11 protein-coding genes are annotated in these 13,106 nt (G+C 73.3%); 9 read left to right on the forward strand and 2 right to left on the reverse strand.

Translation table 11 applies throughout. The annotated features are described in order from the left end of the window. Window positions 1–79: 79 nt before the first annotated feature. Entirely contained in the window at window positions 80–637 is a 558-nt protein-coding gene (locus tag ABT296_RS19175; protein ID WP_351928756.1) for a P-loop nucleotide/nucleoside kinase family protein, read from the reverse strand. Between the two features lie 182 nt (window positions 638–819). Here ABT296_RS19175 and cpt point away from each other — a divergent pair, with 182 nt between their 5' ends. Both cpt and ABT296_RS19185 read left to right on the forward strand, forming a co-directional pair. Further along, entirely contained in the window at window positions 820–1,353 is a 534-nt protein-coding gene (gene cpt / locus ABT296_RS19180) for a chloramphenicol phosphotransferase CPT (RefSeq protein WP_351928758.1), read from the forward strand. A 142-nt stretch (window positions 1,354–1,495) separates the two neighbouring features. Further along, entirely contained in the window at window positions 1,496–2,239 is a 744-nt protein-coding gene (locus ABT296_RS19185) for a carbonic anhydrase (RefSeq protein ID WP_351928760.1), read from the forward strand. Window positions 2,240–2,270: 31 nt separating this feature from the next. Here ABT296_RS19185 and ABT296_RS19190 read toward each other — a convergent pair whose 3' ends face one another. Continuing rightward, window positions 2,271–3,245 carry a helix-turn-helix domain-containing protein gene (locus ABT296_RS19190; RefSeq protein WP_351928762.1) on the reverse strand — a complete coding sequence of 325 codons (975 nt, stop codon included), beginning with the start codon at window positions 3,243–3,245 and terminating at the stop codon, window positions 2,271–2,273. A gap of 338 nt (window positions 3,246–3,583) precedes the next feature. Between ABT296_RS19190 and ABT296_RS19195 the strand changes: the two genes are divergently transcribed. From ABT296_RS19195 to ABT296_RS19225, 7 genes are all read left to right on the forward strand, one after another. Beyond that, on the forward strand, window positions 3,584–6,331 hold the full coding sequence (locus ABT296_RS19195; RefSeq protein ID WP_351928764.1) for an AAA family ATPase: 2,748 nt from the start codon (window positions 3,584–3,586) through the stop codon (window positions 6,329–6,331). 83 nt (window positions 6,332–6,414) lie between these two features. Further along, the gene (locus tag ABT296_RS19200; RefSeq protein ID WP_351928766.1) at window positions 6,415–7,239 is read left to right on the forward strand and encodes an alpha/beta fold hydrolase; all 825 of its coding nucleotides are present in this window, start codon (window positions 6,415–6,417) and stop codon (window positions 7,237–7,239) included. Between the two features lie 18 nt (window positions 7,240–7,257). Next, window positions 7,258–8,091, forward strand: a complete 834-nt coding sequence (locus ABT296_RS19205) for an alpha/beta fold hydrolase (RefSeq protein WP_351928768.1) — start codon at window positions 7,258–7,260, stop codon at window positions 8,089–8,091. A 94-nt stretch (window positions 8,092–8,185) separates the two neighbouring features. Next, entirely contained in the window at window positions 8,186–8,992 is an 807-nt protein-coding gene (locus ABT296_RS19210; protein ID WP_351928770.1) for an alpha/beta hydrolase, read from the forward strand. Window positions 8,993–9,050: 58 nt separating this feature from the next. Next, the gene (locus ABT296_RS19215) at window positions 9,051–9,842 is read left to right on the forward strand and encodes an MBL fold metallo-hydrolase (protein ID WP_351928772.1); all 792 of its coding nucleotides are present in this window, start codon (window positions 9,051–9,053) and stop codon (window positions 9,840–9,842) included. 100 nt (window positions 9,843–9,942) lie between these two features. Continuing rightward, window positions 9,943–11,178 (forward strand): RBBP9/YdeN family alpha/beta hydrolase, encoded by a 1,236-nt coding sequence (locus tag ABT296_RS19220; protein WP_351928774.1) that lies wholly within the window; start codon window positions 9,943–9,945, stop codon window positions 11,176–11,178. Continuing rightward, window positions 11,175–13,094, forward strand: coding sequence for a VMAP-C domain-containing protein (locus ABT296_RS19225; protein ID WP_351928776.1), 1,920 nt, complete (start codon window positions 11,175–11,177; stop codon window positions 13,092–13,094). Before ABT296_RS19220 ends, ABT296_RS19225 begins: the two co-directional genes overlap by 4 nt. Window positions 13,095–13,106 lie beyond the last annotated feature (12 nt).

Below are 13,106 nucleotides of genomic sequence, written 5' to 3' on the forward strand. Positions count from 1 at the left end.
AGGAAGCGGGGCGTCTTTCCTTGGACCACCAACGCAGCGCCGGACACCCCCGGCTGTGGGGTGACCCGCTCAAGATCGACTATACACCTCCGGGAGCCCGTCCCGCATCCACCCAGCCGGTGGCGGACACCACCTCCCGGGCGATGTCGGCGACCGTACGCCCGTCCGTCGTCACCCGTACGGTCGCCGCCGGCGACCGTGCGTCCAGCATCCGCGCCTTGCGCACACTGGCTTCGAACTCGGGCTCCAGTTCCGACCCGAGTTCGCGCCCTTCCAGGCGGGCGCGGGCCGTGGCGTCGGAGGCGGTGAGCAGCACCCGGATCAGGCGCGCCCCGGAACCCAGGGCACGCCCGAACATCCCGTCCGCCTCGGGCAGCACGCTCACGGTGTTCGTGTAGACGAGCCGCCGGTACCCGCGCCGGGCGAAGTTGCCCCAGACGGCGGTGAGATTGGCCTCGGTGATCTCCGCGCGATGCGGGTCGCCCTCCGGAGCCGGATGGACCTGCCCCATGAAGTCGCCCTCGACGACCGCGTGTCCGACCTCGGCGGCCCGCAGCAGCACGGAGACCTCCCATGCCACCGTCGTCTTGCCGACCCCGGCCCGCCCACCGATCAACAGCGCTTCCGTGTGTTCCATGGGGGCAGCCTGCCCGGGCGGAATCGTCTCGCGCGACGGGATTTGGAGCCCGGTCGGGGGGTCGGTACCGACCGACGCGGTCCGGAGGCCGTCGGTGCCGACCGGCCCGGTCCGCGGGTCGTCGGCACCGACACCCCCGAAATTCGCTGCACCTCCGCGCATCGACGGCCTACGGTGACGCGGTGACGACTCAGGTGATCCTTCTCAATGGCGGCTCCAGCTCGGGGAAGTCCGGTCTCGTGCGGTGCCTGCAGGCCGTGCTGCCCGATCCGTGGCTGGCATTCGGGGTCGACACCTTCGTCGACTCGCTGCCCGCGCGGATGCGGTCGTCGGACGGGGGCATCGAGTTCGGCGCCGACGGCGGGGTGAGCGTCGGCGCCGACTTCCTGGCGTTGCAGGCGGCCTGGGCGGAGGGCGTCGCGGCCACGGCGCGCGCGGGGGCCCGGATCGTCGTCGACGACGTCTTCCTGAGCGGGGCCGAGTCCCAGCGGCGGTGGCGCAAGGCGCTGGGCGGAGTCGGGACGCTGTGGGTCGCCGTCCGGTGCGAGGCGGAGGTCGCGGCGGGCCGGGAGATCGCCCGGGGCGACCGCACACCGGGGATGGCCGCCCTCCAGGCGGACCTCGTGCACGAGGGCGTGGAGTACGACGTGGAGGTGGACACCACGCGCGGCGAGTCCCTGGACTGCGCTCGCGCGATCGCCGCACAGGTGAGGTGAGCGCCTCAACTCGACTGCCCAGCAGGGTGGTTGAGCCTCCCCCACCAAAGGACGATCAAGTCTTCCCCATGGACGGTCCACGGCCCGGCCACGATTGGGTTGGGTGCGCGGATGTTCGTATCCCCGGACATACGTTCTGTGCGTGACCTCTGATTCTTCCGCGGGCGCCGTGCGACCCGCCGAGTCGAACCCCGCCCGCCGCCTCGTCCTGCGCGGCGCGCTCACCGGAGCCGCCGCCCTCGGCGCGGGCCTCGCCACCGGAGCCGCCCCCGCGACCGCGGCCCCCGACTCACGTCCGCGACCCGCCACTCCGGCCGCCGCCCTGCGTGAACTGGCCGCGGGCAACGCGCGTTGGCGCACCTTCCGTGAGGAGCATCCGCACGAGTCGCGCACCGTCCGCCGGGAACTGGTCTCCGGCCAGCACCCGTTCGCGGTGGTGCTCGGCTGCATCGACTCCCGGGTCCCCCCGGAGCTGGTCTTCGACCAGGGGCTCGGGGACCTGATGACCGTACGCAGCGCCGGCGAGGTGCTGGACGAGGCCGTGCTCGGCAGCATCGCGTACGGCGTGCTCGAACTCGGCATCCCGCTGGTGCTGGTGCTCGGGCACCAGTCGTGCGGCGCGGTGCGGGCCGCAGTCGAGGCCGACGAGAGCGGCGAGCGGCTGCCCGCCCACATCCAGTACCTCGCCGACCGGATCAGCCCGGCCATCGATCACACCAAGGAGGGCGAGGCGCGGATCGACGCGACCATCGACGCCAACATACGGCTGGTCCGCGACCAGCTCGGCGCGGAGCCGGACCTCGCGGCCAGGGTCACGGCGGGTGAACTCGCCGTCGTGGGAGCCCGGTACGAGCTGACGAACCAGCTGGTGCACCGCATCGCCTGAAGCAGGGCCCGCGCCGGTTCGCCCCGGCGCGTCAGGCGTCCCCGGCTCGTTGGGCGGACTGGGCGAGCCATTCGCCGGGGGTGACGCCGTAGGCCCGGCGGAAGCGCCGGGTGAAGTGGGCGGGGTTGCCGAACCCCCAGGCGCGGGCGACGGCCTCGATCGTGCGCGGGACCCGGTCGGTGGCGGCGAGTTCGCCGCGGGCCCCCTCCAGACGGCGCCCGATGATCCACTGTTCGAGGCTGATCCCGCCCTCCTCGCAGAGCCGGTACAACGTCCGTACCGAGATGCCGTGCACCCACGCGATGCGCGCCGGGCTGAGGTCCGGGTCGGTCAAGTGGGCCTGGAGGTAGGCGAGTACACGGGTGAGCAGGGTGTGACGGGCCGCTTCCCGCCGTGTCTCCTCGTGGCCCGCGACCGAGAGGATCAGCGCGCGGGTGAGCTGCACGGTCGCGGCGGCCAGCGCCTCCGCCTCGGGACCGGCACTGAGCCGGTCGGCGTCCCGGTGCAGGGCACGCAGGTGATGCGCCAGCAGGGACTCGACCGGGCTGTACCCGATCAGCGGCACCGCGGCACGCACCGTGTCGACGGGCAGGCCCAGTTCGGCGATGTCGACGCTGAAGGCGATGGAACGGCCGCTCTCCGCCCAGCCGTACTCGTGCGAGGCCGCCATGTGCGGCACCAGGCCCAACCCGTCGGCGCTCAGGTGCCGTTGGTAGCCGTTGCAGCCGAACGCGCCGGTGCCGTGGCCGTCGAGCTGTGTCATCAAGGACACGTTGTTCGCCAGTTCCCGGCGCGCCCGGCGCAGGGACCGCACGAAGCGCACAGCCGTACCGCGGGTGTCGAACATGGTCAGGGGCCCGAAGTTCCAGACCTCCAGCCGTTTCTGCATCCGGGACGCCGGTTCGAGCTCCTGGACGGTGGAGATTCCCCCTTCCCGGGCGACGGCCGCGTGCAGCGCCGCCAGCCGGTCGGTGACCGGCAGGGTGTCGGTGTCGAGAACGAGCACCTTGTCCCTCCCCCGTACGCCGTGGTTACCCGAGAGGCAGTCTCCGTCGCGGTCGATGTGCACGGCAAAGGTGCGTGTAACAGGCAGGTTCATACCGCCGTGGTCTGAAGCATCCGACCGCGACCGCGGTCCGAAGCGTCCCGCCGTGGCCCGGAGCACGGTCCAAGGAGCGCCTTGGCACACAGGTGTCAGGCCCTGGCACGCACAGCACAGCCGGAGGTGACGGTGCGTGCCATGCTCCCTTCGCCGCGGCACTTCGTCATGGATGGTCATGCCGAGAACAGGTCTGCGGCGATACGGGCCTTGTGTTCCCCTGCGGGAGCGAGGAGGGGTGGCGCGTGCGTCTGACGGGCCGAAGCGCGGAGTGCGAACGGCTGGACCGGCTCCTCGCCGAACTGCGGCGGGGGCTGAGCGGTGTGCTGGTCCTCAGGGGCGACGCGGGCATAGGCAAGACGGCACTGCTCGCCCGTGCGGCCGGCGAGGCGGCCGACCTCCGGGTACTGCGGGTGACCGGCGTCGAGGCGGAGGCCGGGTTCGCGTTCGCGGGGCTTCAGCGGCTGCTGGTGCCCTTCCTGGACGACCTCAAGGAACCCGGTGTGCTGCCGACGGCGCAGCACCGGGCCCTGCGCGTGGCGTGCGGCATGGAGGACGGGCCGCCCGCGGACCGGTTCCTGGTGGGTCTGGCGGTCCTCACCGTGCTGGCGGAGACGGCGAAGCGGCGCCCCCTGCTGGCCTGCGTGGACGACCTCCAGTGGCTGGACCGGGACTCCGTCGAAGTGCTGGCCTTCGTGGGCCGCCGTGTGCACGCCGAGAGCGTCGGCATGGTCCTCGCGCTGCGCTCCGGCTGCGACGCTCCGGCGGGTCTTCCGGTCGCCGAGGTCGGCGGGCTGGCCGAGCGGGACGCGCTGGAGCTGCTGCGCTCGGTGGCCGCCGGTCCCGTGGACGCCCGGGTGGGGCTGCGGATCGTGTCGGCGACGGGCGGCAATCCGCTGGCGCTGACCGATCTCGGCCGGGAACTGTCCCCCGGACAGCTCTCCGGCGCGCTCGCGCTGCCCGATCCGCTGCCCGTGGGCGGTGGCCTGGAGGAGCACTACCTGCGGCAGGTGCGCGATCTCCCCGCCGCGACCCGTGTCTGGCTGCTGCTCGCCGCGGCCGAACCGGCCGGCGCCCTGCGGTACATAGCGGGCGCGGCCGAACGGCTGGGTGCCGGACCCGACGCCTCGGGCCCCGCCGAGGCCGCCCGGCTGGTGGCGCTGCGCGGCCACGCAGAGTTCCGCCACCCCCTGGTGCGCTCCGCCGTGTACGGGGGCGCCACCAGCGTCGAGCGGCGCCGGGTCCACCACGCCCTGGCCGAGGCGACGGACGACGTCTTCGACGCCGACCGGCGGGCCTGGCACCGCGCCGCGGCCGCCACCGGACCGGACCCCGTCGTCGCCGACCAGGTGGAGCGGGCCGCCGACCGGGCGGGCGCACGCGGCGGACACGCGGCCCGTGCCACCTTCCTGGCCCGCGCGGCCGAGCTGTCACCGCGCGACGCGTCCCGATCCCGGCGGCTGCTGGCCGCGGCGGAGGCGGCCTTCGCCTCCGGTGCCCCGCTCCGGACGAAGGCGCTGCTGGACGGCGTCGACACGGGCCTGCTGGACGACTCGGCCAAGGGCCGCGCACTCCTCGTACGGGCCGGAGTCCTCAACAGCCTGGGCGAGCCCGACTCCCACGCCCGGGCCGCGACCCTGTGCCTCGCGGCCGCCACCACCGTCGGCCCCGGTGCTGCCGAACCGGTCCAGGACGCGCTGCTGCGCGCGGCCCAGTGGACCCTGACCGCCCGCCATCGGGCGCCGGCCACGACGGCCGCCGAGATCGCGGACGCGGTGCGGGCCCGGCTGCCCGCCACCGGCCCCCGGGAGCCGGTCGCTCTGCTGCTGCACGCCTTCGCCGCACTCGCGCACGACGGGTTCGAACGGGCGGTGCCCCGGCTGCGCGAGGCCGTGGACGCGCTGCTGGCTGCGGACACCCCGGACGAGGACGTGCTGCGCGGCTACCAGTTGGGCGTCTGGTACGCCACGCTCGGCTGGGAGCAGGACTCCCTCACCCGTCTGCTGCGCCGGGCCGACGCGGTCGCCCGCCGTACGGGTGCCCTGTGGCACCTCGACACCGTCCTGTTCTGCTCGGCCATGGCCGAGACCCTGCTCGGACACCTGGCCGGGGCCGACGACCTGGTGGCCGAGAACCTGCACATCCGCGCCGCGGCGGGGCTGGGCGGAGCCCGGTGGGAGATCTGCCGGAACCCCGAACTGCTGGCCTGGCACGGGAACGACGACCGGGCCGACGACCAACTGGAACGGTCCCTCAAGGTAGCGAGGGCACTCGGCAACGGCGCGATGGAGTCCCTGGCGTTGAGCGGCTCGGTGGTGCTGGCCCTGGGCAGGGGCGATCACGCCGCCGCCCTGCCCGCCGCACGCGAGCTGGTCCGGCACGACACGCTGGGGCTGCACTCCCGGCTGCTGCCCTCCCTCGTCGAGGCAGGCGTCCGCGGCGGTGACCGGCCGCTGGCCGACGCGGTGCTGCGCACGCTCACGGACCGGGCGAGCGCGGCCGGCACCCCGTGGGCACTGGGTGTGCTGGCCCGCTCCCAGGCGCTCCTCGCTCCCGCGTCGAGTGCCGAGGCGCTGTACCGCCGGGCCGTGGAGCTGCTGTCCGGTACGGGCGCCGACGCCGACCTCGCCGTCGCGCACCTGCTCCACGGCGAGTGGCTGCGCCGGCGCAGGCGCCGCGCGGACGCCCGCGAACAACTGCGTTCCGCCCTGGGCCTGTTCCGCACGATGCGGGCCACGGCCTACGCGGCGCGCACTGCCCGGGAGTTGGCCGCCGCCGGGGAGCACACGGGTCCGGCGCAGCACGCGTCGGACTCCCCGCTGACCCCGCAGGAGCTGGCCGTCGCCCGGCTCGCCGCGGGCGGTGCGACCAACGCCGAGATCGCCGCGCAGTTGTTCATCAGCGCCAACACCGTCGACTACCACCTGCGGAAGGTGTTCCGGAAGCTGGACGTGGCCTCCCGGCGCCAACTGCCGCGCGCGATGCTCGGATGACTACGTGCCGTACGTGGTTCGCGCGACCCGTCCGTCGGTGAACGATCGGCGTGCCGGAATTCCCCGCGATCGGGAGTGAGTCCATGCCTTTTGTGAACGCCGCCGACGGAACCCGGATCCACTACAAGGACTGGGGCACGGGGCGGCCGGTCGTGCTGAGCCACGGCTGGCCGCTGAACGCCGACAGCTGGGAGGCGCAGCAACTGTTCCTCGCCACCCACGGATACCGGGTGGTCGCGCACGACCGGCGCGGCCACGGCCGTTCCGACCAGCCGTGGCACGGCAACGAGATGAACACCTACGCCGACGACCTCGCCACCCTCATCGACAGCCTCGACCTGCGGGACGTGACCCTCGTCGGGTTCTCCACCGGCGGCGGCGAGGTCGTCCGCTACATCGGCCGGCACGGCACCGCCCGCGTCGCCCAACTGGTCCTCGTGTCCGCCGTACCACCGTTCATGCTCAGGACCGACGACAATCCGGGCGGGGTGCCCGCCGAGGTGTTCGACGCGATCCGGGCCGGTTCCCTCGCCGACCGGTCGCAGCTCTACCACGATCTGGCCGACGGGCCGTTCTTCGGCAACAACCGGCCCGGCGCCGAGGTCTCCCAGGGCATCAGGGACGCCTTCTGGAGCCAGGGCATGCAGTCCGGTCACCGCGGCGCCTACGAGTGCGTGGCCGCCTTCTCCGCCACCGACTTCCGCGCCGACCTGGACGCGGTCGACGTGCCCACGCTCGTCATCCACGGCGACGACGACCAGGTCGTTCCCTTCGAGGTGGGCGGCCGGGCGTCGGCGGCCCGCATCAAGAACGCGGCGCTGAAGGTCTACCCGGGCGCCCCGCACGGCATCACGGACACCCACCGGGACCAACTCGGCGCCGATCTCCTCGACTTCCTCAACTCCTGACCCCGAAAGGGCATTTCCATGGTCTCCGAACGCCATCCCCGACGCCGTGTCCTGGGCGGACTGCTCGCGGCGGGCAGCGCCCTCACCCTCGGCGGCGCCGGCTCCGCCGCCGCGGGCGACCGCACCGGGTCCGCGGCCAAGCCGACCGTGGTGCTGGTCCACGGTGTGTTCGCCGACGCCTCCGGGTGGAGCGCCGTCACGGCCCGGCTGCTGAAGGCCGGCTTCCCGGTGATCGCCCCGGCGAACCCGCTGCGGGACCTCGCGGGCGACGCGGCCTACGTCCGCAGCGTCATCGACACCATCCCCGGACCGCTCATCCTCGTCGGCCACTCCTACGGCGGCGAGGTCATCACCAACGCCGGACGCGACCACGCGGCCGTCAAGGCGCTCGTCTACGTCGCCGCGTTCGCCCCCGACGAGGGCGAGAGCGCGCTGCAACTGGCGGGGAAGTTCCCCGGCAGCCGGCTGGAGCCCGCCCTCGTCGGGCGGCCCTTCCCGATCCCCGGGGCGACCGAGCCCGGTCTGGACGGGTACATCGACCCCGCGAAGTTCCACGACGTGTTCGCCCAGGACCTGCCGCACGCGCAGACCAGGATCATGGCGACGGCCCAGCGCCCCGGCAGCGTGGGGGGCCTGTCCGGCGCGAGCGGCGTACCGGCGTGGCGGACGGTGCCGTCCTGGTACGTCGTCGCGACCGCGGACCGGGTCATCCCGCCGGCCGTTCAGCGCTTCATGGCCGAACGCGCCGGGAGCGAGGTCGTCGAGGCCGGGGGCGCCTCGCACGTCGTGATGATGTCCCGCCCGGACACCGTCGTCCGGCACATCGAGGCCGCGTACCGCGCGACCCGCTGACCGTCGCGCCACGCACGGTCCCGGCGCCGGCCGTGCGCCGTCGAGGCGCCGGCCGAGTCCCCGACCCCGACTCCCCGACCTCTGAGGAGAAGCCATGAGCAGTACTCCCGACACCATCGTCCTGATCCACGGTTTCTGGGTGACCCCACGCAGCTGGGAGCACTGGATCGCCCACTACGAGAAGCGCGGCTTCCGCGTCCTCGCGCCCGCCTACCCGGGGTTCGAGGTGGAGGTCGAGTCCCTCAACTCCGACACCACGCCCATCGAGAAGGTCACCGTCCCGCAGATCGTCGAGAGCCTGGAGACCCTGATCGGCGGGCTCGACAAGCCGCCCGTCCTCATCGGCCACTCCGCCGGCGGCGTGTTCGTACAGCTGCTGCTCGACCGCGGTCACGGCGCCGCCGGCGTCGCCATCAACTCCGCTCCCACCGAGGGCGTCGCGGTGGTGCCGCTGACCCAGGTCAAGGCGGCCTTCCCGGTGCTGAAGAGCCCGGCCAACCGCCACCGCGCGGTAGGTCTGACCTTCGACCAGTGGCACTACGCCTTCACCAACACCTTCCCGGAGGAGGAGTCGAGGGCCCTGTACGAGCGGTACGCGATCCCCGCGTCCGGCGCGATCTTCTGGGACAGCGCCCTGGCCACCCTGCGCCCCGGTCACCAGAGCACGTACGTCGACTACCACAACGACGACCGCGCGCCCCTGCTGTTCATCTCCGGCGAGAAGGACCACCTGATGCCGCCGAAGGTGCAGCAGTCCAACGCCCGGCACTACAAGTCGGCAACGGTCACCGAGATCCGTGAGTTCGCGGGGATGCCGCACCTGCTGCCCGCGGCGCCCGGCTGGGAGGAGGTCGCCGACCACGCCCTGGACTGGGCTCTCGCCCAGGCCAAGGCCCAGTAGCCGCCACTCCCGGGGCGGCGGCGCGCCGCCGCCCCGGGCACCGGGAAGGAGTCCCCGTATGACCGAGGCCCGCATCACCCACATCGGCGGCCCGACCACGCTGATCGAGGTGGCCGGCCGACGGCTGCTGACCGACCCCACGTTCGACCCGCCGGGCGGCCGCTACGCGTTCGGCCGGGGCACCTCCTCGCGCAAGACGGCGGGCCCGGCCGTGGACCCCGCGGACCTGCCGCCCCTGCACGCCGTCCTGCTCACCCACGACCATCACGCCGACAACCTCGACACCGCGGGCCGAGCCCTGCTCCCCTCCGCCACGACCGTCCTCACCACGCCCGCCGGCGCCCGGCGCCTGGGCGGCAACGCCGTCGGCCTCGCACCGTGGCAGACCCACCGGCTGCACTCCCCCGGCCTCCCGCCGATCGACATCACCGCCACACCCGCCCGCCACGGCCCGCCCCTGTCCCGTCCGGTCGTCGGGGACGTGACGGGTTTCGCCCTGCGCTGGGACGGCCAGCGGCACGGCACCCTCTGGATCTCCGGCGACACGGTCCTGTACGACGGCGTGCGCGAGGTGGGCCGCCGCCTGGAGGTGGGTACGGCGCTGCTGCACCTGGGCGGGGTGCGCTTCCCTGTGACCGGACCGCTCCGCTACACCATGACGGCGCGGCACGCCCTCGACCTGTGCCGCCTGCTGCGGCCGCACACCGCGCTCCCGGTCCACTACGAGGGCTGGTCCCACTTCCAGGAGGGCCGGGAGCGCATCGAGGCGGAACTCGCGAGGGCGCCGGCCGACATCCGCGCCCGCTTCCGGTGGCTGCCGCTCGGCTCCACCCTGGAGGTCACCGTCTGAACATGACGCGCAGTCAGGCCGGTTCGTCACTCTGCCTCCCCCGGCCGTACCGACGGTCTACTCTCGTTGTGGCTACAGGCACGTCGGGGTCGGGGGACGCATGAGGTTCGTCTTTGTCCATGGGACCGGTGTCCGCCGGGAACGGTTCGACGAACTGTTCGCACTGGTCGAGGCGGGCCTGCTCAGGGAGTTCCCGGGCGCGGAGGTCGAACCCTGTTACTGGGGCGAGGAGTTCGGCGCCGAACTCAGCGCCGGCGGCGCCTCCGTACCGGGCATGCGGCCGGAGCCGGAGCCGGGTACGGAGGCGGATTCCGGGAACGCCGAATGGCTGCTGCTCCTCGCCGACCCACTGTGCGAACTGAGGGTCCTCGCCGAACTCTCCGAACTCGGCGCCCCGGCCGGCTCCGAGGAGGACACGGACCCCGGCTTCGGGCTGGTGCTGGGACACCGGGCGCCCGGCGAAGGCGTGCGGGAGGCGCTGGAGGCCCTGCCCCGCGACCCGGCCCCGCAGGACGAACTCGCCGTACTGCTCAGGGAGACCGGGCTGGCGGGAGGCTACCGGCACGCCCTGCGGACGGTGGAGGACTCCGAGGAGTTCCACACCGCCTGCCCCGCGGCCGCGGACGAGGCGACCGCCGCCGAACTCGGTCACCACACCGCGCGCGCCCTCGTGGCCGTGATGCTCGCCGAGGCCCAGGACACCGCCCTGTGCACCGGTGAGGAACGCGACCGGCTCGTCGGCCTGCTGAGCACGCGGCTCCACAGTGAGGTGCGGGGCGTGCTGATGCGCACGGCGGGCGTCCTGTCCCGGCTGGCGCAACGCGTCGCCACCCAGTCCTTCCTGGACCGCAAGCGCGGTGAGGTCACCTCCGAGAAGGCCTCGGAGATCGGTGACATCCTTCGCTACCAGTCCCGCGGCGAGCACCTGCGCGCACACCTGGAGCAGGTGATCGGCGGCAGCCCGGAGCCGCCGGTCGTCATCGGCCACAGCCTCGGCGGGATCGCCCTGGTGGACACCCTCGCCCTCGCCTCCCGCCGCCAACCCCCCTTGCCGGTGCGGCTGTTGGTCACGGCCGGCTCGCAGGCCCCGTTCCTGCACGAACTCGGCGCGCTGGCCGGTCTGGAGCCCGGCGACCAACTGCCGTCCGGCTTCCCCGACTGGCTCAACATCTACGACCGCAGGGACGTCCTGTCCTACCTCGCCGAGCCCGTCTTCCGGGGCGACGCCCGGGTCACCGACCACGAGGTGTGCAGCGACATGCCGTTCCCGGTGTCGCACAGCGCCTACTGGAAACTCGCCCCCGTCTTCCAGCGGATCGCCGAGGCGCTGCGGTGACGGGCGCCTCCCCCGCCGCCGAGCCGCCGATCACCCCGGAACGGACCTTCGCGCTCGTGGTGGGCGTCGAGGCGTACGAACTCGACACCCAGTTGCGCCTTGCCGGCCCCGCCCGCGACGCCGTCCGCTTCGCCGACTGGCTCACCGGCACCGGGGGCGTACCCGAGGGCAACGTGCACCTGCTGCTGTCACCGCTGGCCGACGGCGAGGTCGCGGCGCACGCCAAGCCGGCGACGCAGAGGAACGTCGAGGACGCGCTCTTCACCGACCTCCCCCGGTGCGACGGCGACCTGCTGTGGATCTACTGGGCCGGGCACGGCTTCATGAACCGCCAACGCCACCTGCTGCTGCCGTACGCCGACGCGACGGCCGGTCAGGTCAGCCACCTCAACCTCACCTCGGCCCTGCACCTGTGGCAGTCGACCGCGGTCGGCGGCGGCCGCTTCCGGCGCACCGTCACCATCGGCGACGCCTGCCGGATCGACACCGCGCGGCTGAAGCGCAACTTCCCGCAGGTCAACTACACCGCGGGCGACAGCACCCGGCGCATGCAGTTCACGCTCTACGCGGCCCGGCCCGGGCAGGCGGCCATGAACGACGGCAAGGGGGGCCAGTTCACGGACACCCTCCTCGGACGGCTGGAGGGGCGGACCCTCGAGGAGGCGACCCTCGGCCTCGCCGGCATCGCCCGCGACGTGCAGACGGACTTCGCCGTCATGAAGGCGAACGGCACGGCCTGGCAGGAGCCGCAGTTCGAGATCGCCGTGGGCTGGGACGGATCGTCGCTCTACGGCGACCACTGGACGCAGGACGGCACAGCGGCCGAACCCTCCGGCGGACTCGCCCTCGACCAGACCGCCTGGACGGAGCTGGGACAGCTGGTGTCCGAGAAGGCGGATCTGCCGCGGGACACCTACGCGGCGTACCGGTGGGCCTTCGAGGCGACCGGCTGCGTACCGCCCGTCGAACACACCCTGCCCGCCGAGCACTTGACGGGCATCGTGCACGATCTGGAGGACCGCCAGGGCACCCGCCGCTCCGTGCCGCTCGCGCTGCCGTTCATCAAGTTCCTTGCCTCCCGCGCCGACCCCTCGCCGTGGGTGGTGAAGGCGAACGCCTGGGTGGAGCGCACCCGCAAGCGCCTCGGCGCGGCTGCCGTCCCGCTCCCGCCGCCCCGGGCCGCCGAACCGCCCGCGCTGCACATCCGGCTCACCCCGGACGACGAAAAGGACTCCTACCGGCTCCAACTGTGGTCGTACGAAAAGGACTTCGACGGTGTGGGCGATCACCCCGAGCCCATGTCGCTCGACGCGATCCGCACCGCGCTCGGCGAACACCTCCTCGCGCACGCCGCGTCACAGCCGGGCCGGATCGAGATCCACGTCCCCTACGACCTGCTGGCGGTGCCGTTCGAGACCTGGCTGGTGCCCACCGGTCGCGGATCGGGTACGGCGATCCTCGGCTGCCGCTACGAAGTCGTGCTGCGCTGCCCGGAGGAACGCCTGGGGAGCCTCGGGGAGGCCCCGTGGCTGGCCAAGTGGCAGTGGTACGAGACCAATGGCGGACTGCACCCGGACGCCGTCCACGACGTGAGCGACACCCATGTGTCGGACCGGCTGGCCTACGAACTCCAGCGGAACGGGTCCCCGGTCTGTGTACTGGCCGAGGTGACGGGGGAGTTGGTCACGGACACCCTCGGAGCGGTGTTCGACGGGGGGATACCCATCGCCGTGTGGCGCCGGCCCTCGACCACCCCCGGCACACCCATCCGTACGGCGCTGGAGGGCGACCCGCCGGAGCCGCTGGACGTGGCGTCCCTGCCCTCGCGGCTGCAACGCGCCCAGGTCGAGCGGCATCCGCTCGCGCTGCTCTACGACAACCCCGGCCGGATACCTCCCACGCGGTCGCTGTCCTGATGAACCGACGCC

Origin of the sequence: Streptomyces sp. NPDC000983 (assembly GCF_040299205.1) — a bacterium.
Lineage (GTDB): Bacteria > Actinomycetota > Actinomycetes > Streptomycetales > Streptomycetaceae > Streptomyces.